The sequence below is a fragment of the Oxynema aestuarii AP17 genome, assembly GCF_012295525.1.
GTDB classification, from domain to species: Bacteria; Cyanobacteriota; Cyanobacteriia; order Cyanobacteriales; family Laspinemataceae; genus Oxynema; species Oxynema aestuarii.
The window spans coordinates 1,114,721-1,139,118 of sequence record NZ_CP051167.1 but is presented as its reverse complement, the minus strand read 5'-3'; the positions used below and the strand labels follow the sequence as shown (position 1 = coordinate 1,139,118).

General features: G+C 49.7%; 15 protein-coding genes, 1 tRNA gene and 1 pseudogene. 8 read left to right on the top strand and 9 right to left on the bottom strand.

What is annotated here, in order from left to right; all coding sequences use genetic code 11:
- Positions 1–118: 118 nt before the first annotated feature.
- The 3 genes and pseudogenes from HCG48_RS27080 to HCG48_RS04440 form a co-directional block, all read left to right on the top strand.
- Positions 119–238, top strand: a pseudogene (locus HCG48_RS27080) (DUF8624 family small hydrophobic protein); the annotation flags it as partial.
- Positions 239–385: 147 nt separating this feature from the next.
- Positions 386–931: a GNAT family N-acetyltransferase gene (locus HCG48_RS04445; RefSeq protein WP_168568076.1), complete on the top strand. Its 546-nt coding sequence runs from the start codon at positions 386–388 to the stop codon at positions 929–931.
- Positions 932–1,015: 84 nt separating this feature from the next.
- Complete coding sequence (locus tag HCG48_RS04440; protein WP_168571737.1) at positions 1,016–1,759, top strand: HEAT repeat domain-containing protein; 744 nt, start codon at positions 1,016–1,018, stop codon at positions 1,757–1,759.
- A 119-nt stretch (positions 1,760–1,878) separates the two neighbouring features.
- Here the strand turns inward: HCG48_RS04440 and nrdJ are convergent, their stop codons facing one another.
- The 6 genes from nrdJ to HCG48_RS04415 form a co-directional block, all read right to left on the bottom strand.
- Entirely contained in the window at positions 1,879–2,913 is a 1,035-nt protein-coding gene (nrdJ, locus tag HCG48_RS04435) for a ribonucleoside-triphosphate reductase, adenosylcobalamin-dependent (protein ID WP_246260075.1), read from the bottom strand.
- A gap of 336 nt (positions 2,914–3,249) precedes the next feature.
- Complete coding sequence (locus HCG48_RS04430; RefSeq protein ID WP_168568075.1) at positions 3,250–5,667, bottom strand: LAGLIDADG family homing endonuclease; 2,418 nt, start codon at positions 5,665–5,667, stop codon at positions 3,250–3,252.
- Between the two features lie 275 nt (positions 5,668–5,942).
- A complete protein-coding gene (locus tag HCG48_RS25795) occupies positions 5,943–6,740 on the bottom strand; it encodes an RNA-guided endonuclease InsQ/TnpB family protein (protein WP_246259899.1) in 798 nt (265 codons plus the stop codon).
- A gap of 18 nt (positions 6,741–6,758) precedes the next feature.
- The gene (locus HCG48_RS25790) at positions 6,759–7,244 is read right to left on the bottom strand and encodes an RNA-guided endonuclease InsQ/TnpB family protein (RefSeq protein WP_246259898.1); all 486 of its coding nucleotides are present in this window, start codon (positions 7,242–7,244) and stop codon (positions 6,759–6,761) included.
- A gap of 166 nt (positions 7,245–7,410) precedes the next feature.
- Positions 7,411–7,677, bottom strand: coding sequence for a helix-turn-helix domain-containing protein (locus tag HCG48_RS04420; RefSeq protein WP_246259896.1), 267 nt, complete (start codon positions 7,675–7,677; stop codon positions 7,411–7,413).
- Between the two features lie 291 nt (positions 7,678–7,968).
- Positions 7,969–8,040, bottom strand: a tRNA-Cys gene (locus tag HCG48_RS04415).
- 139 nt (positions 8,041–8,179) lie between these two features.
- Between HCG48_RS04415 and cpdA the strand changes: the two genes are divergently transcribed.
- Entirely contained in the window at positions 8,180–8,941 is a 762-nt protein-coding gene (cpdA, locus tag HCG48_RS04410) for a 3',5'-cyclic-AMP phosphodiesterase (RefSeq protein ID WP_168568074.1), read from the top strand.
- Here cpdA and cofG read toward each other — a convergent pair.
- Positions 8,934–9,932 (bottom strand): 7,8-didemethyl-8-hydroxy-5-deazariboflavin synthase subunit CofG, encoded by a 999-nt coding sequence (gene cofG, locus HCG48_RS04405; RefSeq protein WP_168568073.1) that lies wholly within the window; start codon positions 9,930–9,932, stop codon positions 8,934–8,936. The two genes, cpdA and cofG, sit on opposite strands and share 8 nt — an antisense overlap.
- A gap of 125 nt (positions 9,933–10,057) precedes the next feature.
- Here cofG and psbA point away from each other — a divergent pair, with 125 nt between their 5' ends.
- Entirely contained in the window at positions 10,058–11,140 is a 1,083-nt protein-coding gene (gene psbA / locus HCG48_RS04400; protein WP_168568072.1) for a photosystem II reaction center subunit D1, read from the top strand.
- A gap of 76 nt (positions 11,141–11,216) precedes the next feature.
- Here psbA and HCG48_RS04395 read toward each other — a convergent pair whose 3' ends face one another.
- The gene (locus HCG48_RS04395) at positions 11,217–16,682 is read right to left on the bottom strand and encodes a trifunctional serine/threonine-protein kinase/ATP-binding protein/sensor histidine kinase (protein WP_168568071.1); all 5,466 of its coding nucleotides are present in this window, start codon (positions 16,680–16,682) and stop codon (positions 11,217–11,219) included.
- Positions 16,683–17,263: 581 nt separating this feature from the next.
- Positions 17,264–18,469: a pre-peptidase C-terminal domain-containing protein gene (locus tag HCG48_RS04390; protein WP_168568070.1), complete on the bottom strand. Its 1,206-nt coding sequence runs from the start codon at positions 18,467–18,469 to the stop codon at positions 17,264–17,266.
- A gap of 325 nt (positions 18,470–18,794) precedes the next feature.
- Between HCG48_RS04390 and HCG48_RS04385 the strand changes: the two genes are divergently transcribed.
- The 3 genes from HCG48_RS04385 (at position 18,795) to HCG48_RS04375 (ending at position 24,390) form a co-directional block, all read left to right on the top strand.
- Positions 18,795–20,252, top strand: a complete 1,458-nt coding sequence (locus tag HCG48_RS04385; protein ID WP_168568069.1) for a hypothetical protein — start codon at positions 18,795–18,797, stop codon at positions 20,250–20,252.
- Positions 20,253–20,393: 141 nt separating this feature from the next.
- Positions 20,394–21,857 (top strand): DUF1822 family protein, encoded by a 1,464-nt coding sequence (locus tag HCG48_RS04380; RefSeq protein WP_168568068.1) that lies wholly within the window; start codon positions 20,394–20,396, stop codon positions 21,855–21,857.
- Between the two features lie 103 nt (positions 21,858–21,960).
- Entirely contained in the window at positions 21,961–24,390 is a 2,430-nt protein-coding gene (locus tag HCG48_RS04375; RefSeq protein WP_168568067.1) for a CHASE2 domain-containing protein, read from the top strand.
- The last annotated feature ends 8 nt before the right edge of the window (positions 24,391–24,398 follow it).

Here is a 24,398-nt window from a genome sequence, read left to right as displayed (position 1 = left end):
TGTTGAGAAGTTTTGAGGGCGAAGCGGGTTAATGGTTTTGCCGTTGACTGGCGATCGCCGCTCCTTTCTCGGATGACAATAGCTTTGTTACCGTAAGCCCGATCCAATCTCTAGACCTATGGCGATTTTCCGCGAATACATTGCCCCTTTGTTAATCGTGTTGGTGTTTTTGGTGGCGCTGTTGGCGGTGAGCGCCCGCATCTTTTTACCTGCAGACATGATGGCGCCCGCACCGATTGAAGAAGAGGTAGTGCCCGACGAGGCACAATCGTCCGTTTCGCGCTCGGATTCCCTGGCGGACTTGCCCCCTTCGCTGTCCGCTTTGGTCAAAGGGCTACCGGAAGAGCCTTCTGGGATGGAGTGGAGTGTCAATTAAGCCAGAGGCGTGAGCCAACAATTACCTCAAGGCTATTGGTTAAGAGAGGGAGGACGCCACGATCGCCCGCAACTGCTCCAATTCCTGAAAAGTAGTTATCGGGAACTGTTCGGCGATCGCGACCTGTCCCACCTGCGCCAAACGGTGGAACAATATTGGTCGCCGCAAACTCCGGTGTGGTGGGTCGAAAGCCCCCGAGATCGCTCCAGGGAGGGCGATCGTCCCGATAACGCGATCGTGGCGGGGTTGTGGTTGGGGAATGCCCTCGATCAGGTGACGGGCGATCGTTACGCCCATATTTTCTTGGTTTACGTCGTCGAGACGCACCGCCAACGCGGTATCGGTTCCGCCTTAATCCGCCATGCGGAACACTGGGCTCGCCAGCGCGGCGATCGTCAAATTGGGTTGCAAGTTTTTATCGACAATCCCCCCGCCTTGAACCTCTACCGCAAATTGGGATATCGATCCCAATCCTTATGGATGCTCAAACCCCTCGATCGCCCCGAAGCATCCACCCCCCACCCCACAGATCGATCTTCCCAGGGCGATTGCTAGCCCGGTCGCCGCCCTCCTCCACCCCCCATCGTCCCATCGAGAGAACTTGCCCAGATCCCCCCCCAGTAGGGTAAAGTGACTGTTATGCATGATGATGACCTAAGCGCACTCAATACAGAGGATGAATTTGAAAGTCCCCTAGATCGGTGGGAGGAAACCGAAGCCCCCAAACCCGATCCAGAGGAAATGCTTCCCCTATTGGAATCGTCCAATCCCCAACAGCGCACGATCGCCGCGCGGGCATTTTGCGAACTCCAAGACGCCAGAGCCATCCCCGCGCTCATTCGTCTGCTGCAAGATGCTTGCCCTTTAGTGCGGGTCAGTGCGGCTTATGCCTTGGGACGCAACGCCAGTCCCGAGGTCGTCGAACCCGCGATCGCACAACTCGGGCGAGAGTGGAACGGATACGTCCGCAAAGGGTTAGTCTGGGCCTTGGGGAACTGTCACGATCGCCGTTCCTTAGCCCCCCTGATCGACGCCCTCAAAACCGACATCGCCGCCGTCCGCCTGTGGGCCGCCAGTTCCCTCGGACAACTCGCGACCGTCGGTTACGATATCGTCGTCGCTGCCGTACCCTCCTTAATCGAGGCATTACTCAAAGATCCGGTGCCCGCAGTGCGGAGTAATTGTGCTTGGGCTCTCGGACAACTCTGCCGCGAACTCCCGTCCAATGTCGTTTACGCCGGGGCGATCGATTCGCTGATCGAAGCATTAGAAAATGACGAAGATATGGGCGTCCGCGAAGACGCGAAATCTTCCTTATTGCGCGTCGGCGATCCGCGTGGTTTACAAATCATTGAAGATTTAGAATTTGAAGGGTTGTTATAACTTCAACCCCTCTTTTCTTGACTCGAACCCGATCCGATGGGTCGGGTGATTTTTTATTTTAGATTTTAAGGTCTCTCATCAACCCAAAAAAAGGGCGCTTGATAGAGCGCCCATGTAGCTTAATAATTTTCCGACTCTTTTACATCCTTCGGATCGGAAAACAAACATTTATCCGAGTCGCAACCCGCCGGGCCCGATTCTTCAGAATAACCGGAATCGTACAAGCTCATGGCTTGATGAAAATCCTCGACCTTGCGACGCTTGACAACCTCTCGGTTAAGTTGCTCGTAAACCTCTTTAGAAATCGGTTCGAACGGCAAGCGCGGGAAGGTTTGCAAGTCCTCAAAACGAGCTAGCAGCGCCGCCGAAATATAACCTTCATCGTCGCGAATCGCTTCGTAAATCCTTCTCCCTAGGGGTTCGACTTCTTCGTTGGTCAACTCGATCGTTGCCGAGGTGTTGTGGGTCGTCCAGTAACGCTGCACTTGCATGTAAAAGTCGAACTGTGCCAGTGCCGAGAATTTAGACACGTCAATGCCATCAGTACCCGGTAAATTCGCCCAGGACACCTCGACGGGAAGCTCGACCAGCCACTCCGTACAGCGATCGTCGAAGGGATCGTCTAACAAGTTGTCATTTTCGTCTTTATCGGATTGAGACGGTACCACGTTGTAGCCGTAATCGATGCAAGCCATCGCCACGGGGTCGTATTTGCGGAAGGTGATGCGACGCACGAACCGTTGGGCTTTGGGAGGATGCCAGCCGGGAGAAGCGCCAGTGAGCAGGGATTTGGTGCCACTGGGTTGCACGGTGGTGCAACGATTGGGGCGCTTGAGGCCGTGGCGATCGCAGTAATCCCAGACCGTTTCATGTACGACCCGATTCCAGCGCGATAAATACTCGCGTTCTTGGCGTTTAAACTCCCGTCCGACAGGCGTATCCGGGCGCCCTTCTTTCCACCAATGCAACCATTCGGCACCGAAAGCGTGGACGAAGAAATCGAACAGTCCGGTAAACGAGACGCCGACAATCGGATCGAGTTGGCGACTGTAACGATAACGCGGTTCTACAAACTCGTGGTTGAGCAGTACCGCGACGGAGAGCGCCCCAGCTCGGAAGGCGTCGTCTTGGGTTTTGTGGTCTTGGGGATCGATTTGATTGAGATGGATCTCACTTAAGTTGCAGTGAAAGTCACAACCGATAATTTCCAGTTTTGTTACCCTAAAGGCTTTTTATCCTTTAGTTCTTACTCTTGATTTCGAGTAAGCTCGGCGCACATTTTCAGCAGTTCGACGCTGCCGGAGACTCGTGGGAGGGTTATATTCTCTAAAGACCGTTACCTTTTACAGCATCTCCAAAGGAGAAAGGAGAAACGGGAGAGGGTCACCTCCTGCGCTCTACGGTGGCAAAGGGTTTTAACCCTTATGCTTACCTCGGTATTCCCTTCTCAGGGTTCACCGATTTTCCCCGGTGTTTAACGTGAGGCAAAATTACTTACCACACGGGTTGAGTCCGAAGCGGGCGAGACGATGTTGGCGTTCGGATTCGTCCAGGTTAGGAAAGGCATTCTGGAACCAGTCCGCGCCGTTGCCTTCACTGTAGGCGGCGATGAAGTCGCGTTTGAGGGTATCGTCGGCGAGTAAGTCGCAATTGGCACGGGCGATCGCCTCCGGCGCCCATTGAATCGCCCCTTCCCCGGAATAATACTGCTTGCGGACGGCGTCGATACATTCTTGCCGAGAGGGTTTGCGATGAAACACCCGGGTATGATTGGCCATGCGCAAGGCGTCGCGTTCGGGGTCGATCCGCCAGTTGCCCTCGGGGGTTTGTTGCCAGAGGTTTTCTTTGGCTACGCCCGCCAGTTCGTCGTTGCTGTCGAACTGACGCATTCCGGCAGAGTTGTGAACGAGCAAGCCACTGGCAATAAATTCGCGATCGCTTTCCACTTCAATATCGAAGGTTTCAGCTTGTCCGGCGGGTACAACTAATTGCACCTCTAAAGGCAGCCAATGAGGATGAACTACCCCTTCAGCAAGCAGGGTATCCCAATTGGCATCGCGCATCGATCCGCCCTTTTTGCTCGGGTTGATAATGCTCTTAGTGTTGTTAACGGTTTTGGCTCGCCAACCCGCAGTCATGGCTTCTTCAATGAATTGATGGGGCAAACTCAAACCGTTTTTCTTCTGTCCGCAAATACGGAATCCCTCGCGTCCCATATGCGGATTTACGAGAGCGACTGCATTGACTTGAGATTGAATGCCGCGAATTTTCAGCCAATGACAGCCTTCGTAAACTGTATCGCGGTTTTTAAGCGTTTTCGGACTGCGTTCGTGTAACGTTGTTGCAATGCCTAAAGACAAGGACAAACGTTGCACTTGCCGCAGAAACTCGATTTTGGTCGAATGTAACAAAACATTCCGCGACGGCCCGGCATCAGCATCCGCTAAACCCGCTAGAAATGCACCGCGAATGTCTTCAGTACCTAGCCAAACAAACTCTGGAATAATGGGAGTTTCCCAAGGCTGTTTGTACTGAACGAGTTCGTCCGCTAAGTCTTTGCGGTGAACTTTAATGTAGGACTGGTTCTCGCGAAAACTAATTGCAGGGGTATAACCCAGGCTTTTGAGAATGCGAAGGCATTTTTGCCCCAGGGGGCCGTTCAATCGCTCGCGAGAAAAGGCAAAAGTGACGCATCCGCCACCACCATTACGACGTTTTGCAGAAGCGATATCTGCATGACCGTCACCGATAAAGAAGCCGACCAGCCAAGCATAGTCAGTGGTCGAGCAGGGCATTCCTTTCCGGTGAGGGACAGAAATCAGGCGATCGCCCGGTTGCAGTTCGCCTGCATACTTCCAAGTATAGGACTGCAAGCCATTGTAAACGGCAACGCGATGGTTAGCCGTACAGCGAATCGCAGTTTCGCGAGTCCGAATCTCGACGACATTTTGTACGCCTTGTACGAATTTATTCGTAACAGGCTTGTACTGTCCAGAAGAAGTCAGTACCAGTTCGCCGATGGCAATATCTTGGATTGGCTTCATGCCTGAAATCGCTGAAACCCTTTCCCCATAAGCGATACAGCGCCGAATATTGCCGGCTACGATCGTTGTTGCTGCTTCATCAATTAACAAACAGCACTCGACCGAATTTAATTTCCGTCCTACGGCTTTATTCAAAATGGCCGCACAGCGTTGGTACAATTGCGGCAACTTCACCGGATTGGCGACGCCCCCAAAGCCTTTGAGGGTTTCTCCGGCGGGACGAATGTCATTGAGATCGACGCAGATGTCAATTTCTCCATCAAAGCGATCGTCGCTGGAGAGTTCGAGTAAACTTTGGTAGGACTTCACCCAGCCTTGGCGCGAGTCGCCGACGGCGATCGTGACTCGGGATCCGTCTACGATGACTTCTGTTTCTTCGCGGCGGTTTTCTTTCGGGGTCGTGCCGACCGTTCCCACGATTCTGACGTCGAGACGGTTGCGAATCGGCGGCAACTGCTCGATATAGCGCGGTTCGAGGACGGCGCCCGTACCACAACCCATCATGGCGAGGTCCATGAGTAAGCCGAAGGCGCGCCAGTCAGAAATATTGGTCGAGGAGCAATTATAAGCCCCGGAGAAATTTTGTGGCTGTTCGATCCACTCGGTGCCTCCCACCCAGAGCCATCGTCCGGAAGAGAGCGATTTTAACTGACCCTGCATCCGATGTAAAAGGCTCAGTTCGCCCTCGGAAAGCTTGCCGAGTTTCCCCAGTCCGGCGATCGTGCGATCGCAGACCTGCTGCCAGGTTTCGCGGGTGCCATCTTGGCGACGGCGGCTGTACGTTCTGAAAAATACCGGGTTAGCGGTAGGGGCGTTTTCTGGAAAATCGCTATTATGGCGTGTTCGTTCCAGTTCTCGAACCATAGGTCGTCATGTCCGGATAGATCGATAGATGCTGCATCTTAACTCAGAACAGATGTAGCGATCAAAGCTTGCCAAAACGCACGAGTTGCACTATGGGTAGAGTAAGCTGACGATTTGACGGGTTTGGGCGATCGATGCCCCGGATCGAGCGATCGCCAGTTTTATCGGAACGAGGGAGCTTGAGGGGTTCGATGCCGCGATCGTTGGCAAAGGGTTCAATCTTTCAACCTCCCTACAGTCCAGAAGGTGACATCCTCCCGACGCTGAATCAAAGATTACAGCGCGGGCTTCCCAGCCTCACGATTGGGTATTCGGGCCCCACGCCACTTATCTAGGTCATAGACCCCCGACAGACCGACTTGACAGGCGGTTTCCATTCCCCAGAGTCCCTGGGTTACTACGTTTTCTAGTCCACGATGCAAAACCATCTCGGCTGCAGCACGTTCGCGTAGCGACGCCGAAGGCGTATCGCGATGCGTTCGATACCCACACTCAGGACAATGATGCTCTCTGACTTCCAACCCTTTGCTCACCGTAGCAAAACAGTTGGGGCAGGTTTGACTGGTGCCGTTGGGATTGACTTTAGCAAAGTAGACCCCACGCTTCCAGCACACCCATTCCGTCAGAGACAAGAACTGCCCGAAAGCAGCATCAACACAATCTTTTCGCAGCATTCCTCGCGTCAAGCCTTTGACGTTGAGGTCTTCTGCAAAGATAGTTTGCGCCCGGTCGCAAAGCTGATGAGCCGTTTTCAGATGGAAATCTTTACGACGGTTCGCAATTCGGTGGTGCATTCTAGCCACTTCGACTTGTGCTTTCTCCCAATTTTGAGAACCCTTCTGTTTTCGTGCCGCTCTGCGTTGCAGCAATTTCAGCTTGCGTTGCATCGACTTGAAAAACTTAGGGCGTTCTTGGAAAGAGCGATCGGAAGCGGTCAAGAATCGCTGCAATCCCAGGTCAATCCCGATCGCCCGACCATGAACCGGGACATCGGGAACCGATATATCCGATTCAAGGGTGACGACAACATACCATTGCGTCCCCCGTACCCTGGACAGTACCCTTACCTGCATCCCCCCTTCGCCCCCCTTTCAAAGGGGGGCGAAGGGGGGATGCAGGTTGATGGGTACTGCCCCTAACTTTGGCAACTTGATTGTGAAGCCATTGATGGGATTGTTCTTGAACTGGGGAAACACAAAGGATTTGAATTGACCGAACTTTTTGAAACGAGGGAATCCATGTCCCCGTTTCTTAAAGGCTTCCCAGGTATCGTGCAGTCTGCGAATCGTGGTCTGCAACACCTGAGAATGTACCTTACCCAGATGCGGGAATTGCTTCTTTGCTTTGGGCAGGTTGTTCTGCTGACGGTGGTAGGACGGGAATGGCTCATTGGCGGGAATGATGTATTCCTTTTCCAGCGAGCATCGGTCTACCGAACACTTACGCGAAGCAATCCAGTCTTTGAGTTCGCGCAACGCGTAGTTATATATGCCTCGGCACGTCTCAAGCCACGACCGCAGTTCAGTCTGCTGCAAGGCATCTGGATAGATTCGGTAAGTGTAGTTCATGGTCAGCATGGCCGGAGTTTACCAAAGGCTATAGCTGCCTGTAAATGCTGGTCTCATCCCCATCGTAGGGCTTGGCTCTTCCCGCAGGGTGGGGATGAGACTTTTCAAGGGGAGTCCATGGATCCCGACGCTGATGCTTCGCATACAGCGCGGGACTTATAGCTCCCCGAACCCCTCAAAAGTTAAAAGCTGTTCCCAGGTTAATACAAACCTGTTGAAGGCACTGCGAGTAGGTCAGCTTTAACCACTCATGCTCTTGTTTGAGGCTGGGAATCTTTTTCTTGATGTCGTAACTAAATAGTCCCTTCCCAGTCTCTTTGTAGGTTTGATTCATCAAGTTCAGACCATAGTTCCACAGCCATCTGCAATTGCCGAAGGATTGCTCCAGCGATTGCTTCTGCTGCTTATTTGGGTATAGTCCGATCGTGACAACTTTGAGCATTAAGGCAAATTAGATTCACCATAAACACTCTACCATAAGTTACTGCCGCAATTCTTCGACGTTGCGCTTCAATCAGAGATTTGAAGGGTGAGATGAATTGCGGATTTGGCTAAATTTGACCTAAATTTTCCCGTTACTTAGAGTCATTAAACGCCGAACCCGGATTCTGTCGAGTGACGAAAAATTCACCAAAAAAGAGAATGGATCGGCCAATCAAGGGGGTAGAAGTAGGGAATTGTGGGAAGCCGAACCCTTGATGAGGAGGGGGTTCGGGAGATGGGGATTTGAAGAAGGCGGCACCCAGATTCGAACTGGGGGATAAAGGATTTGCAGTCCTCTGCCTTACCACTTGGCTATGCCGCCGCGTTTCCAGGTGTTCACTATATCAAATTCTAGCGAACTGACACAAGAGTTGGGAAAAATTTTTTCGTGGGGTTTGGCGATCGCGTCGTGTCGGGGGAAACTGGATCGCAGGTACAAGTTCAGCTCTGGCGTAGCAATCGTGATTCAAACTCTTCCCCTGCACGTGGCTCAAATCACGGATTTACATTTATTTAGCGATCGCAACAAGCGGTTGATGGGAATCGATACGGCTGCATCGTTACAAAAGGTTCTCAGTTGCTTGCGACAGTTGCGACATCCTCAAGATTTGTTGTTACTCACGGGAGATTTATCCCAAGATGAAACACCGGAATCTTACGAATTGCTCGTCGATTTACTCAGTCCTTGGGACATCCCCAGCTATTGGATTCCTGGAAATCACGACGATCCCTCGTTAATGGAGCAAATTTTAAAGACTCCTCCATTTTTCACGGATAAGGTGGTGGAAGCGGGCAATTGGTCGTTGATTTTGCTCGATTCGACCGTGACGGGGTGGGTAAGCGGACAGTTATCGCCGTCGTCGTTGGATTGGCTGGAGTGGCAGTTGGAACGATCGCGCGATCGCCCCACCCTGATCGGTCTCCACCATCCCCCGTTTGCGGTCAATTCTGAATGGATCGACAGTATTGCTTTGCAAAATCCCGACGATTTTTTTGCGATCGTCAAGGGTCACCCCCAGGTCAAGCTGGTGTTGTGCGGTCACGTCCATCAAAATTTCTGCCACCAACAAAAATACTTGCGCTGTTTTACCACCCCTTCGACCTGCGTGCAGTTCAAGCCGGGAAGTGCTGAGTTTGCGGTGGATTCCGCTCAACCGGGTTTGCGGTTGTTCAATTTATATCCCGATGGCACTTGGGAAACGAAGGTGATGCGAGTTAGTTGACGGGGAGGGCAGAACCGATTTCGCCGTTCCAGCGATCGACGGCCCGTTTTAAACTCGGCGTCAGCCAACGATAGTATGCGGGATAGACGGGTAGGCGGCGATCGAGGTGCCATCCGAGAGGTTCTACAATTTCCGAGAGTTGGGCGATCGCCGGATGGGGATAGTCGGGATTGACTTCATCGTGAGGGCCGATTCCGCCTAAATCCCGGGCGCCTGCTTCGATACAGGCGAGTAGAATGTCCGGTTGGGCGACTAAATTCGGGGGGATTTGCAAGCGGATGTTTTCTGGGAGAATGGCGCGCGCCATCGCCACGACGTCGGGTAAGGCGCGATCGTCAAAGCCGGGAAGTGCTTCCTGTTGCCGACTTCCGGGACGGTGCGGTTGCAAAATAACTTCTTGAATGTGACCCCATCGTTGTTGCACGCGGGCGATCGCCTCTAAGGTTTGGCGGCGATCGCCCGGACTTTCGCCAATTCCCAACAATAACCCCGTGGTCAAGGGAATCCTCAACTCACCCGCCCATTCGAGTTGTTGTAGCCGCAGGGTCGGCACCTTACTCGGTGCGTGGCGATGTACGGTTTCGAGCAATTGCGGCGTCACTTGTTCGAGCATCAATCCCATCGAAACATTGACTTGTTTAAGTTGTGCCATTTCTTCATAACTGAGCGGTCCGGCGTTGGTGTGGGGTAAAAAGCCCAGATCTAACGCCAATTGACCTAAATCGTGGAGGTGGCGAATCCACGGCGATCGCCGCGAACTGCCCGGGTGAACTTCCCCACTGAGAATCAGAATTTCGATGACTCCGCGATCGGCGATCGCCTCCAATCGAACTCTCGCCTCCTCCAAGCTCAACCACGGACTCTCCCCGGGGTTGCGGCGAAAATTACAGTAACTGCAACGGTTGAAACACTCGTAAGTCGGCACCACCGTATAAGCCGGAGAGTAGGTCAGAAGACGGCGGCTGTTATAAGCTGAACTTATATTATTCATTAGTTTTAGAAATTGAAAAAAGATTAATAATGCTTTACAAAACTCTATAAACCCTGTAATCTGTAAAACAAGGTAGAGATTCCTCTACCGACTACCTTGAAAAATCAATAGCAATCATACGCAATATGACGACTACCTTACAGCAGCGCGAAAGCGCCTCCCTGTGGGATCGGTTCTGCGAGTGGGTTGCCAGCACCGAAAACCGCCTTTACATCGGCTGGTTCGGCGTGTTGATGATCCCCACCCTCTTGACCGCCACGACCTGCTTCATCATTGCCTTCATCGCGGCTCCTCCCGTTGACATCGACGGGATCCGCGAACCCGTTGCCGGGTCCTTGCTCTACGGGAACAACATCATCTCTGGTGCTGTGGTTCCTTCTTCCAACGCGATCGGGTTGCACTTCTACCCGATTTGGGAAGCGGCGAGCTTGGATGAATGGCTCTACAACGGCGGCCCCTATCAGTTAGTGATCTTCCACTTCCTGATCGGCGTGTTCTGCTACATGGGCCGCGAATGGGAACTGAGCTACCGTCTGGGGATGCGTCCTTGGATCTGCGTCGCTTACAGCGCTCCCGTCGCCGCCGCTACCGCCGTGTTCTTGATCTATCCTTTGGGTCAAGGCAGCTTCTCCGACGGAATGCCCTTGGGCATCAGTGGCACCTTCAACTTCATGTTGGTGTTCCAAGCCGAACACAACATTTTGATGCACCCCTTCCACCAACTCGGTGTTGCCGGGGTCTTCGGCGGTGCGCTGTTCAGTGCCATGCACGGTTCCTTGGTCACCAGCTCCTTGGTTCGTGAAACCACCGAAACCGAGTCTCAAAACTACGGTTACAAATTCGGTCAAGAGGAAGAAACCTACAACATCGTTGCCGCTCACGGCTACTTCGGTCGTTTGATCTTCCAATATGCCTCGTTCAACAACAGCCGCTCTCTCCACTTCTTCTTAGCGGCTTGGCCCGTGGTTGGCATCTGGTTTACCGCTCTGGGTATTTCCACGATGGCGTTCAACCTCAATGGCTTCAACTTCAACCAGTCGATTGTTGACTCTCAAGGTCGCGCGATTGGTACCTGGGCTGATGTCATCAACCGTGCCAACTTGGGTATGGAAGTCATGCACGAGCGCAACGCTCACAACTTCCCCTTAGATTTGGCGAGCACCGATGCCACTCCGGTTGCTTTGACGGCTCCTCAAATCAACGGCTAATTCTTTTTAGCTAAGCTGAAAAGCTAAATAAAAAGCGCCCCCTTTAGAGGGCGCTTTTTTATTGGGAATTGACTTGCTAGTTCAATTGCGGCAGTTCGATAACAAACTCGGTACCTTCGCCGAGGGTCGAGAAACAGGTTAATTGACCTCCGTGTTTTTCTTCGATGATTTGTCGGGAAATTGAGAGTCCTAATCCGGTACCTTTACCGACTTCTTTGGTGGTAAATAAGTGGTCGAAAATGTGGGCTTTGACCTCATTGCTCATGCCTAAACCGTTGTCTTTGAAGTGGATGGCGATCGCCTCACGATCGCCATCCACTTCAGTACGAATAATGATTTGCGGTGGATATAATTCCAACTTCTCCGGACCGCGAACTCGAACGGCTTCGTCTAAAACATCGATTGCATTGGCCAGAATATTCATAAATACTTGATTGAGCTGGCCGGGAAAACATTTGAGTTCGGGTAAGTTGCCGTAGTCGCGAACGATGTCGATTGCCGGACGATCGCTATTGCCTTTGAGGCGATATTTGAGAATTAACAACGCACTATCAATTCCTTTATGGATATTAAAGTCAACGCGATCGCTCGTATCGGCCCGAGAAAAGGTTCGCAAACTACTGCTAATCGTGCGAATGCGATCGACGCCAACTTGCATCGAAGCGAGTAATTGCGGAAAATCTTCGAGCAAATAATCGATGTCGATATTATCGGCATCCTCAGCAATTTCATCCCCCGGATTGGGGAAATGTTGCCGATAAAGTTGCAAGTGCTCGCTGAGATCTTGGAGATATTCCCGGGCGTGGGTGAGATTACCTGCAATAAAGCTCGTCGGGTTGTTAATTTCGTGTCCGACCCCCGCCACTAAATTGCCTAAGGTTGCCATTTTTTCACTTTGGACGAGCTGGAGTTGGGCTTGTTGCAATTCCTGCAAAGATTGTTCTAACGCTTGCGCTTTCTCCCGTTCTCTGGCTTCCGATCGCTGTAAGTGACCGTAAAGGCGAGCATTTTCAATTGAAATGGCCGCTTGAGTACATAACACTTTCAACACTTCGATGCGATCGCGCGTAAAGGCACTCCGACAGCACTCATTTTCTAAATACAGTACCCCGATGAATTTAGCGCGATCGATCAAACAAACACATAAAATGCTCTCCGGTTGATATTCGATTAAATAGGGATCGGTGGCAAATTGAATTTGATGGTTGACCGAGTCGAAAACGAGGGTTTCTCCCGTGCGAAAAACGTAATTAATTAAGGTGAACGGAATCGAGAGATCGTCTGAGGATGAAAAATTTTGGCACACTTCCACCGCTCCCATCGAGACCGTGGAAGCAATTGCAGTTAGTTGTAATCTTCCTTTCGATTCTAAAAGGAGGGCGGATTTAGATGCTCCTGCATTTTCTAAAACCACTTGCATTAATTTAGCGACCAAACTCTCCAGTTCGATTTCTCCGGAAAGGGTTTGTGATGCTTTGAGAATCGAGGAAAAATCTAATGCTTGAGATAAACTCGTGCTGCTCGAAATGCTGTTTGTGAGTAAATGGTGTAGGGAAATAGAGGTGCTATCTGCATTAGTTAATCCGGGATAAAAACCGAGATGACTTTGGAGTTGATATAAAATCGGCCTGAGTAATTGTTCGTATTTGTTTTCCAAGCGATCCACTTTTGCTTTAGCGCCCCAACGGCTGTAACCGTAGTAAGCTTCAATTAAATAAACTTTGGCAATTTTTTCTTTTTGCCAGTTTAAATAAAAGCGAGCAGCTAATTCGTTGGCGAGGGCTTCTTCACTGAGATATTCGTTTTGTTTGGCGGCGGCGATCGCGCGATCGTAAGCCTCCATTGCCGCGATGCGATCGCCAACAATACGATAATATTCAGCTTCAACCAATTCCCATTTATGGGCGTAATTCATCGGTGCAAAATCCGCCCACTTTTCTAATTTTTGCCGATTTTCTGCAACTTTTTGTAAGAGGGCTTCCCGTCGGGGGCGATCGCCCGTTTCGCATAAAGCCAAACGGATCAAAGAATCGTAGAAATAGAAGGTAGGAACTAAAATTGTTCCGGTAATGCCATCTAAATAAGCTTCGGTTTGAGTAGCATATACTTCGGCGCGTTCGGCTTCGTCAAATAAATAACAAAGCATCATTTTTTTGAAATAGGCTCTCACCAAAGCAGCGCGATCGTTGGCAGATTCGTGCAGGGGTATGCTTTCTATTTCGTTATAAACTGACCCCACTAATTCGCAAACTCGTTCGGCTTTTCCGCGCAAATTCAAGACGGCTTGTAGGTCGATTTGATGGTAATATAATAAAGAAGTTTGTTTGAGACGCTTGAGTTCTAGCTCGTAAAATAACATCTCTCGTTCGACTTCGGATAAGTCCGAACCAATGGTAGCTAAAACCATGTTGTAAACGTAAAGAGATGTCGCCCCATATTCTAAATCGCCCATTTCCAATGCGGCGGAATACGCTTGGAGTAAAGGTTGCAAAGTTTCGCGAGCGGGGTCTTTCCAATGTTTGATATTGGTATTGACGACCATCAAAGTTCGTCCTTTCAGTTGGGCAGTATCGAGACGATTTAATAACTCACTGGCCAGTTCTCCAAACTGATAGCCTGTTTCGATATCGCCAAAAATGCCACAGAGCATTAAGCCATAAGTTGCATAACCATAGACCGATTCGGGGGCGTTTCCCTGTTCCATGGATAATTTCACCATTTGGCAAGCAAACAAAGGCAAAAATTGAGGGGCAGCTTGATAGGCGGTACCGATTAAACTAGAGAGGATTCGCATTGCCGCTCTTTGTCTTTCTCCGCGCATCAGTGGCGCATTAACCAAACTTTTAGGCGGGCGATCGCCCAAGGTCGATTTCGTCTGTTCTAGGGCTTCTTGAATGTCAGTACGGGTCGGATTTTCGGGGAAAGGAATGCCCAATTTATCTAAAACCAGTAAAGCCATTTTTAACGCATCTATTTGCTGGTTTTGAGCGGCTTTTGCTTGAATTTTAGTTTCGTAGATTTTAATAATATCTACGGGATGTTCTGCCCGAGCGATCGCCTCGTTCCCCAAGGTTTCTACTGCCTCGAAATCCGTACTTCCATAAGCGGCTTCGGTAGCGGCTTGGTAGAGAGACTGCATTAAAGGATAGTGACGATCCCATCCTTCAATTTCTAATAAAGCAATTCCCTGTTGAAAATATTGGAGGGCTGCAGCATAGGCTGTAGCCGCTTTAGCGGTTTGACCTGCCATTAAGTTTAATTCGGCCAGTTCGATTTTTTTCTGCGAATCTCGAATTAATTCGGCTCCAGTATTTAACTGGTTGACTAACTCGAAAATTTTTGACTCTCGCTGTTCGGGGGAGATTTTTTCTAAGAGGATTTGACCAATTCTCAGATGGGTTAAAGGTTTTTGAGAATCCGGAATCAAACGATACGCAGCTTGTTGAATGCGATCGTGCAGAAACTTGTAAGTAATGTTGTGAATTTGACTTGCGAGTTCCTCGCTTGAACTGCCGTTTTCCGATGTGTGTTGAAAGAATTTGTACAGTTCGCTCACGGGAACGATCGCCCCTTCTTGCAAGGCAAACCACAGGCGATCGGCGGTTTGAGCTTGTGACGATTCGCAGATTAACGCGAGGGTTTCGAGGTCAAACGTATTGCCGATACAAGCTGCTTTTTTAAGTACATCTTGGGTCGATTCTGGCAGTTTTTGCAATTGTGCGGCCATGAAATCGACGACATCATCGGTGAGGGCGAGAGATCGCGTTTTGTTTAAATCGCATTCCCAATAATTGGCGGTGGAGTTAAAGGCGATCGCCCCTGCTTCATGTAAAGCTTTGAGAAATTGCGTGGTAAAAAAGGGATTGCCTTCAGTTTTGCGATCGACTAATTTAGAGAGGGGACGGGCAATTTCAACCGAGCATTTAAGCGTATCTGCCACCAAACAATTGATATCTTCCGGACTGAGTGGCCCTAAGTGAATTGAGTCAATAGAGGCTTGAGCTTTTTCTAGCTCTTGAAGGGCGAGCATTAACGGGTGAGTGGGATAGACTTCGTTATCGCGATACGCACCGATTAACAGCAAATATCCACTGTTGGTTTCGCTCATTAATAATTTCATTAAATTGAGCGATGCTAAATCGGCCCATTGTAAATCGTCGAGAAAAATAACTAAAGGATGATCTGCTGTTGCGAAAACTTCAATAAATTTGTGAAATAATCGATTAAACCGATTTTGGGCGGCAGTTCCGGACAATTCGGCGATCGCGGGTTGTTCTCCAATTAACAAAGCTAGTTCGGGAATCGCTTCGACGATCGCCTGACCGTTATTCCCTAAAGCCTCTAAGATCTTTGATTTCCAGGTTTCTAAGTTTTCCGGGGTTTCGTTGAGCAGTTGGGCGGTCAGTTCGCGAAAGGCTTGGACGAAGGCAGAAAAGGGAATATTTCGTTGAAATTGATCGAATTTCCCTTTAATAAAATAACCGCGTTGTCGGACGATCGGTTTGTGAACTTCGTTAACGACGGCGGTTTTACCAATACCGGAAAACCCTTCTATTTTAACAAGTTTTGTGGCTCCCTCAGCTACAGTATCGAAGATTTTTAAGAGCTGTTGAATCGGTATTTCTCGTCCGTAGAGTTTCTCGGGAATTGTGAAGCGATCGCACCGATCTTGTGTTCCCAGTTCAAAGGGATCGATTTTTCTTTGTTCTTGCCATTGTTGCCAACATTTCTGCAAGTCAAACAGCAATCCACTCGCACTTTGGTAGCGATCTTCGGCATTTTTAGCCATTAATTTATTGACGATCGCCGATACCATGAAGGGAATGTCAGCATCGAGATCGCTGAGAAAGGGTGGTGTTTGAGCAATGTGACAGTGAACTAATTCGATCGCGTCGTCTGTAGGGAAGGGTAATCGAGCGCTCAATAACTCGAAAAGAGTTACTCCTAACGAGTAAAAATCCGTGCGATAATCGATTCCCCGATTCATGCGTCCGGTTTGTTCGGGAGCGAGATAAGCGAGGGTTCCTTCGAGGACGTTCGGATTGTGAATAACTTGGGTTTCTCGGGGTAATAAAGAGGCAATACTAAAGTCAATGAGTTTGACGGTTTTTGTTTGCGGTTCGATGATAATATTGGCGGGTTTGATATCTTTATGGATGACTCTCGCTTGATAAAGTCCGTCTAAGGTTTTCGCTAAGGCGATCGCGATCGGAAAAAATTCGTCCAGCTCGATCGCGCGATCGCCGACATATTCTTTAAGTGATATGGCACCGATATCTTCCATCACTAACGCATAACCATTCCGGTAATTTTCCAAACTGTAGGTTTGGATGACTCCCGGAAAATGAAGCCTTTTAGCGAGAGCGTATTGATTGCGAAATTGAACTAATTCGTTAAAGGTAGGATATTCGCCGTGGGTCAGTTTGACGATAACGGGTTGGTTATCCGATTCGCGGATGCCTCGGTAAACTTCAATTCTGGCGCTGCGATAGAGCCGTTCGCGTAAGACATAACCGGGAAAGGTAGCAGTGATGGCACTCATAGTTATCTCAAGGGGTGATTTACGAACTCCTTTGATAATAGAAAGATTCCCAAAATCACAGCGAAATTCACTCTCTGGGCCTTTTACGAGGTTAAAATCTGTGAAGGGATCGGTCGATCTAAAGGAAGAAATGATAGATATACCTAAATTGGTCGATTTCAAAAGGATACAAGCGCCCGATCGCCCGGAGATAACATCTCGCTCGTTTACGATCGCCCGACCGTCTGCATGTTCTCCCGAAATTCCCTGAAGACTTGCTTAAAATTCCTCGGTCAAACTTCAAGATCGTTTGAGTGAATATCGATGAACTTTCCCTGAATGCCGATTGCTTTTTATTTCTGAAGTTTGAAATTTTAACAACCGTTTGCAAACCTGAAAATCTTTCTCATCAAATTACTCTTAATTCAACATAAAAAAGCATTTTTGTCAACTTCGATACAAATACATTAAAGATAGATCTTTAAAGAAAAATCGGGAATGCAACCCGGTACATTCCCGATCGAGTATCAATTTAATTCAACCCAGGAGAACAGAGAAAGTTGAGCGGTTGAGTTCGGACTGTTCTACTCCGATGCGGTTCCTTACGCCAAACTCAGATCGCCGACATCTTCGAGATCGTAAACGTAGTAGCCGACTCCTTCGTAATTGTAGGCGGGTAACATGCGATCGACCACATCGCGTTCGGTGGCGTCGGGAGTGTAGAAGTGGCTTCCCGTGACCGTGTTGTAGAAGCGATAAAGCGGGATAGCATCGGCTTCTTGAGTATCGAAAGCTTGATAGGCGATGCCTTCGTCTCGATAGGCGGGTAAATTTTGGCGGACGAATTCGGCTTCGGTGTCGGAAATGGTGTAGAAGTGAGTTCCGGTGAAAGTATTGTAGAAGCGATATACCGGGTCGCTGTCCGGGGTTCCGTTGTTGGCGCCTGCAAATGAGGGACCTTCGTAATTGTAGGCGGTCAGGTTGTCGCGGACGAACTCGGCCTCGTTATTGTTGGCGGTATAAAAGTGAGTTCCGGTAAAGGTGTTGAAGAAGCGATAGACGGGGACTCCGGTAATCGGATCGACGCCACCGCCGCCACCGCCGCCGTCGAGGGATTCTTGGGTCAGGTTGAGGCTGTATTTTGTGGAAGCCCCTTCGTTGTCGGGGAGGTTGGCGGTGAGGTCGTTGCTGGACACTTTGACGAGGTAATTCCCCGCGTCGAGAGTGGTGTCGATGCTTTCGTCGCCGATCCCGCCATTGCGCGATCGCAGGATCAATGTCGAGCCATTGCTTTCGTATAATTCCAGATCGGCGTTATCTTCCAATCCCGTTAATTGTACACTCACTTGGCTATCGCTGGGCAGGCGGAAGTTGTACCAGTCGGTGCGATCGCTGCGACCGACAAAGCCGTTATATGTTTGAGTGCCGACTAAATTGCCAATTTGAGGGGCGCTGGCGGCGCTGTCATTATCCGGGTTTTCGGAATTGGCTTCTAAGAGAAACTTCCCTCGGGTTCCTTCGGTGTTGAGAACGCCGACAGTGTAAGGGGTGGTTCCCCATTGGGGGTTGGCGAAGGTAAGGGTTTCGAGTTCGCCTGCACCATTGGTGTCGCGGGTGGTTCCGTCGCCGGGAATCGGCAGTCCGGTGGCGTTTCCGGTCAAACGCAATTCGAGATCGAGGGTGTCATTGAGTGGATAGGCGGTAATTTCTAAAGGTTGATTGAATTCTACGTCGGTCGATTCGATGGATTTGGTCAGTTCGAGTCGCGAGTTGGTTAAGAATTCTTGGGTTACGCGAAAACCAGTCATAATAATGCTCCAAATTGAATAAATATCGTCAAAATAACGGGAGAGGAAATCGTAAAAGCTCGTTACTCTTGAGTAGAGAAGCGCGGTTGGGACTGATGCAGTTCGGTAAAGTCCTTGTCCTGGCGCTGTTTCGGTATAGATGCAGGCGAACGGAACTGATGCAGTTGGGGGAAAATGAGGGAGTAAATCGTTGCATCACGCCGATTTCGCGAGATCTATATGGAGGAAGATAGGGACGGAGGCGGGAGGTTTTCCGAATGAGGCGCGATCGCGAATGAAAAGAGAATGAGAAAATGTGAGCTATGAATTCGAGAGGACGAGACGGATGATTCCAGCGTTCAGATATTGGAAATTACTGCGCCTGGACGCCCTCAATGACGGGCGATCGCTGCCCGTGGCGGAAAGCTTTTTTCAAGGGGAATTTCCCGCAGCGATCGCCCGTCACAGGTTGTCCGCGTCCCAAAATACGGCAATTTACGAGGGGTTGATGGCGTTGTTTCGCGGCGATCGCGCCCGGGGCGATCGATGGCTGGAAGCCAAGGCAGGACTGTGTTTGCGCTGTTATGTTTCCTATCCGATCGTGCGCGCGTGTCGGCAATTGGCGGGTTTGTTCGGCGGTGGCGGCGCCTTCGACTATCGCGAATTACTGCCGTTTGTCCTCGACGATGACGGCGAGGCGATGGCGATCGTCGATCGTGACGGGAAGCAACAACAACGCCTCGATCGCGACGGACAGATTTATGCGGCGCGCTATTCTTTATTTACCGTAGATATTCTTCGCACGTTTGATTTTCAATCGACCTCGCGTTTGAGTTTGGACAATTGGGCTTACTTGCAAACGAAGCAAAATAAAGCGCTGAAAGGGTTTCTAGCCGATCGCGGCTTCCAATATCTCAGCGATTGGGCTTTATTGAACAAGGCGAGGGAGGCGCAGTTGGCGTTACTCCCTGGGGACGATCGCCTGTTGGTGGGAGTGTTTCACGCGGTTTATCGGCGCGATCGCCGCCTACAGCCCAAATCCGGGGGGCGTTGTTCCGATCCAAGTGAGGAGCAATTACAGGAAATGAGCGATCTTTTGCGCGAGTCCGGCAGGGCGATCGCCTTAGCCGATCGCGGGATCGTCCGCCGTTTGAAGCAAATCGCCAAACAACTGCGCCAGTACGAGATCTGGAGTTGTCGCGGCGCCCCGCTTGCGGAACCGTTGGAGGCGATCGATCCGGAAACCGGAGACTATGGAATGCGCGAGTTTGCCGATCCCAACTCGACACCGGATTTACAACGCGATCGAGAACAGGAATTTTTAGCCCGTTTGCACGATCGCCTCGCGGTTGTTTTAGACGGTGCGATCGCTTCGGCGATCGGCGATCGGATTGCGGCACTCCAAAAAAGTCGAAATTATCGCATTTTTGCCGATAAAGCCATTCTCGGATGGCAATTACTCTATTGCGAAGGACTTTCGCAACGGGAGATTGTCGGTCGCTTGGGCATGACCAATCAATCTCAAGTCAGTCGGGTGTTAAATCCGAAAGAATTACTTTCTCGGGTTCGGTTTAGAACCCTCGAAGGCTTGTTAGAAGCGATCCTCGAATTTCGAGAACAATTTGGACTCGGCGGCGATCGCCTCACCCCAGAAGTATTAGAAAAGATTCAAGCCGGATTAGAAGAATTTATCGACCGTCAAGTTTTTGAGGAAGCTTTTACGGAAATGAAAGCTGGAAATAATCGATCGTTCGAGAGTTTATATGCAAAACGCTTGCAGTTCTTTTTACAAGAGTGCCGATGATTGGTGCTCGGTTTAATGAAATTTAGGTGTTTCCGCTTCAATTGGTCTTATGGGTGCGAATCTATCGATAGTCTCTGCAAATTCCTGCAAAAACCACCTTTTGACATTTTGTTTCTTTGCTTACTTTAGGAGTTTTGTACTATGAATTTTTCTCTAAACTCACAAGATTTACGGTTATTTGAGCCGGAGGAAATTGCTTTGGAAGCAGAAGATTTCGATCGCGCCGTGCAGGTCAGCCAGTCTGTTGTTAGCGAAGCAAGACAATGGCAAGTATATCTCAATGTTTTAGGGATTTTGGCGTTAAGTCGATGGGTCGGCGATCGAGCAAAACTCAGTCTCAATTTAGAAAAAGCTTCGGTGTTTGAAGCGGCTTATGCGCAAACTCTTGATGCAGTTTGTAATTGCGAACTCCAAGGATTTAAAGTTTGCGCGATCGTCGCCGAAAGTTATCTCGATGAAACGGTAAAAATACCCAGGATTGCTGTAGATCTTGCTCGATTTGCCGCTCATTTTTACGTTGCTATTGAAGTTTTAGAAGAAAGTGAAACTGCGATCGTCCGGGGGATTGTACGGGGCGATCGCCTGTTGAAATACCGAGAATCGCAAGGGTTGCAAAGTCAGTCAGATTGGACGTATCATTTACCGTTATCTTGTTTTGAAGTGAATCCCGATCGCCTATTATTTTATACTCGCTTTTTAAGTCCGGAGGCGATCGCCCTTCCCGCGATCGAGATCGGGGCGATCGCCGCGTTTGCCGAAACCGAATTGCAGCCTTTACTCGCAAACCCCGATCGCCCGTTGTGGCAGCAGTTAACCTGGGAACGAGGGGTGGCGTTATTGAGCGATCTCAATAGCATAACTTTGTACTATTTGGAGTTACAAAAAATATACAAAGCACCCTCACGAGGGGCGATCGCTGCCGTCACCGAATCTTTTATTAACTTAAATCAGTGGTTGCAAGGTCATTTTGAAAGCGGTTGGGAAAGTATAGAATCGTTATTCGCATCGCCGCAAGTGAGTTTTGCGCGGGGGGGACGGGGAGAAGCAACCAGCGCCCCCGAGGCGATCGCCTCCGTGATTCGGCTGTTAGGGAGCGATCGCCCGGAAGAAACGCGCTGTCAGGCGGCGGGAGTTTTGGGCGAAATCGGGACGGGTTCCCCGGAGGCGATCGCCGCCCTCACCGAGCTCCTGGACACCGCACGGGAAGAGGAAACCCGGTGGCAAGCGGCCCTCAGTTTGGGCAAAATCGACCCCGGCAACCCGCGATCGGGGGTTCGCAAAGCCCGTTTGGTCGATTTGGGCTTGGAATTAGCAGGAGTGGCGATCGCCTCGATCGTGGCGATCGTTCCCAAACCCGACGGCAGGATCGCCGTATCCGCACAAGTGCAGTCAACTAATAGTCTCACAAAACTCCCTCCCGGTCTCAAGTTACAAGTTCTCTCCGAATCGGGCGAAGTCCGTCTCGAAGCACAAGCCCGCAGCGACAGCGCAGGTCGGGGCATCGACAACGCCATTCAACGCCGTTTCAGCCCCCCTCCCAGCAGTCGGTTCCAGATTCGTATCGCTTTAGGAAAAGTGAATGTGACGGAAACGTTTTCCGTTTAAAAGAGTCATTCATTTTAGGAGTTATTTTAGGAGTTGTTTTAGACGCCGATCTCGGATAATTCATCGTCAAAATAGTGACTATTTTTTATTCGCTCTTTCACTTATGAGCCGTATTGCAATTCTTAAAATTCGATCGGGTGACTTCAATGTTGGTTTCGATGTTTCGCTACAAATTTTGCGCCAAGGGGGTTCTCTTTTGGCGGAAATTGAAGGGCGTTTGCCGCCACAACCCAATTTAGACGGATTTTATGTGAGTTGGCAAACTCGTTTTAGAAGTCTGAATAGTTCTTATCGGCGATCGCGGCAATTTAAAACTGCCGAGGATGGCTGGGAAATTGATGAAAGTACGCCTACAAATCGGGCGATCGGCAACGAGATTGAAGCGTGCAAGCAGCTAACAAAAACCTTAGAAAGGGAAATGAAAAACTGGCTGCAAGATTCTGCACGAGGCCAGTGGCAAAAGATTCGAGAACGATTGTTGCGTGAATTTGCCAATCGTAGCGATCCGATTGACTTAACTATCGACGCTAGAGATCCAAAGCTTTGGAAACTGCCGTGGCACGTTTGGGATTTACTCGAAGATTATCCAGACGTTGGCATCAGTTACACGTTTCCGGAGTTCGATCGCCCCAGTCAAATTTTAGCGACCCATAAAAAAGAAAATAAAGTTAGAATTTTGGCGATCTTCGGCGACGACTCCGAATTGGATTTAGAGGTCGATCGCCAGCTTATTTCAGAATTAAAAGAAGCGAACGTCGAATTTTTGAACGCACCGCGACCGCAAACCGTTATCGAACGATTGCGCGATCCTCAAGGCTGGGATGTATTCTTTTTTGCCGGACATAGCGACAGCGAAAAAGATGACGGTCGTATTTATCTCAACGAATCCGAAAATTTAGAAATTGATGAGTTTAAAAATGCCTTAAAAGAGGCGATCGCCCGAGGGTTGAAAATTGCAATTTTTAATTCTTGTGACGGATTGGGATTTACCCGCAAACTCGCCGATTTACATCTTCCCGTAGCGATCGTCATGCAAGAAGAAGTTCCCGATCGAGTCGCTCAAGCTTTTTTAAAAGAATTTCTCGCCGAATATGCGACGGGAACCTCGTTAGTGAGAGCCGTTCGGCGATCGCAAGAACGCTTAGAAGCTTTTCGGGAGTTACCCGGTTGCACTTGGTTACCTGCTCTCTATCAAAATCTCGGTACGACCCTACCGACTTGGGAAACATTACGCGATCGATCGCCCCGCGATCGACCCGCGATCGCCCAACAACTGCGCCGAGTTGCCCTCATCAGTCTCGCCATCGGTTTGAGTGCGATCGCCAGTCGCCATTTCGGGACTTTGCAATCCCTCGAATTAGCCAGTTTCGACCTCCTGATGCGAAATCGGGCGATCGAAGCCCCGGACGATCGCCTTGCGATCGTCGCCCTCACTGAAGAAGATTTACAATTTCAAGACCGCATGGGTTGGCAACGAGAAGCCAAATCTCTCAGCGATCTGGCTTTGTACAAATTATTAGAAAAATTACAAACTTACCGACCGAGAGTTATCGCTTTAGACCTCTATCGCGACTTTCCCACAGATCCGGACATTCCCGAATTAAAACAACACTTTAATCGTCCTAATTTTATCGGGACTTGTCTGGTCGGCGGCACCCGCGATCGCCCGATTGGCATTGCGCCACCGCCCGAAATTGAAAGTAACGGACGCTTGGGATTTAGTAACTTTCCCCAAGATGCGAATGGCGTGATTCGCCGCCAATTTTTAGGGATGAGTCCCGATAATACTTGTCCGACCAGCCAATCCTTGAGTTTGACCGTAGCCTTGGCTTATTTGCGATCGGAAAATATTACGAATATCGGGTTTAATTCCAACAATGAATTAGAAATTGGTTCGGTCATATTTCCTAAGTTGACTGCTGAAACGGGAGGCTATCAGTTACCGAGGAGTGAAGCTCAAGGCTATCAAGTTTTATTAAATTATCGCGCCGCAGAAGCGATCGCCCCCCAAGTAACTTTACAACAAATTTTAGAAGGGAGAATTGACGATCGCTTACCCGAGTTAGTTACGGATAAAATTGTTTTAATTGGCACGATAGCCCAAACTTATCAAGACTGGCATTTAACCCCTTACAGTAAGGGGCAGTGGCCGCAAAAAATGCCCGGGGCGATCGTTCACGCTCACGGTATCAGCCAGATTGTGAGTGCTGTTGTCGACAAGAGACCGTTAATAAATACGTGGCCGGATGAAATAGAAATGCTTTGGGTTTTGAGTTGGTGTTTCCTCGGTGGAATCTTGATTTTGTTAGTCGTTGAAATTTACCCCCTTTCAACAAAAGAGCGCTGGAATTCTTTTCAGATTATTGCGATCGGCTTTTTCAGTACAGCCGGGGCGATCGCCGTTTTATCTGCCTTATCTTTTTTGCTATTTGAGTTAGGTTTGTGGGTTCCGATCGTCCCGGCAAGTTTGGGACTATTGTTGACTTCTGGCGGAATTATTATATCTTATTTTTGTTTGAATGATAAGAGTTAAACTGGCAA

Bases quoted from the DNA above. Each gene is read 5' to 3' on its own strand.
- cofG (WP_168568073.1), bottom strand. From the start codon at position 9,932: ATGAATAATATAAGTTCAGCTTATAACAGCCGCCGTCTTCTGACCTAC.
- HCG48_RS04380 (WP_168568068.1), top strand. From the start codon at position 20,394: ATGAATTTTTCTCTAAACTCACAAGATTTACGGTTATTTGAGCCGGAG.
- HCG48_RS25790 (WP_246259898.1), bottom strand. From the start codon at position 7,244: ATGCTGACCATGAACTACACTTACCGAATCTATCCAGATGCCTTGCAG.
- HCG48_RS25795 (WP_246259899.1), bottom strand. From the start codon at position 6,740: ATGCAGGTAAGGGTACTGTCCAGGGTACGGGGGACGCAATGGTATGTT.
- HCG48_RS04440 (WP_168571737.1), top strand. From the start codon at position 1,016: ATGCATGATGATGACCTAAGCGCACTCAATACAGAGGATGAATTTGAA.
- HCG48_RS04420 (WP_246259896.1), bottom strand. From the start codon at position 7,677: ATGCTCAAAGTTGTCACGATCGGACTATACCCAAATAAGCAGCAGAAG.
- HCG48_RS04430 (WP_168568075.1), bottom strand. From the start codon at position 5,667: ATGGTTCGAGAACTGGAACGAACACGCCATAATAGCGATTTTCCAGAA.
- psbA (WP_168568072.1), top strand. From the start codon at position 10,058: ATGACGACTACCTTACAGCAGCGCGAAAGCGCCTCCCTGTGGGATCGG.
- HCG48_RS04390 (WP_168568070.1), bottom strand. From the start codon at position 18,469: ATGACTGGTTTTCGCGTAACCCAAGAATTCTTAACCAACTCGCGACTC.
- HCG48_RS04385 (WP_168568069.1), top strand. From the start codon at position 18,795: ATGATTCCAGCGTTCAGATATTGGAAATTACTGCGCCTGGACGCCCTC.
- HCG48_RS04375 (WP_168568067.1), top strand. From the start codon at position 21,961: ATGAGCCGTATTGCAATTCTTAAAATTCGATCGGGTGACTTCAATGTT.
- HCG48_RS04395 (WP_168568071.1), bottom strand. From the start codon at position 16,682: ATGAGTGCCATCACTGCTACCTTTCCCGGTTATGTCTTACGCGAACGG.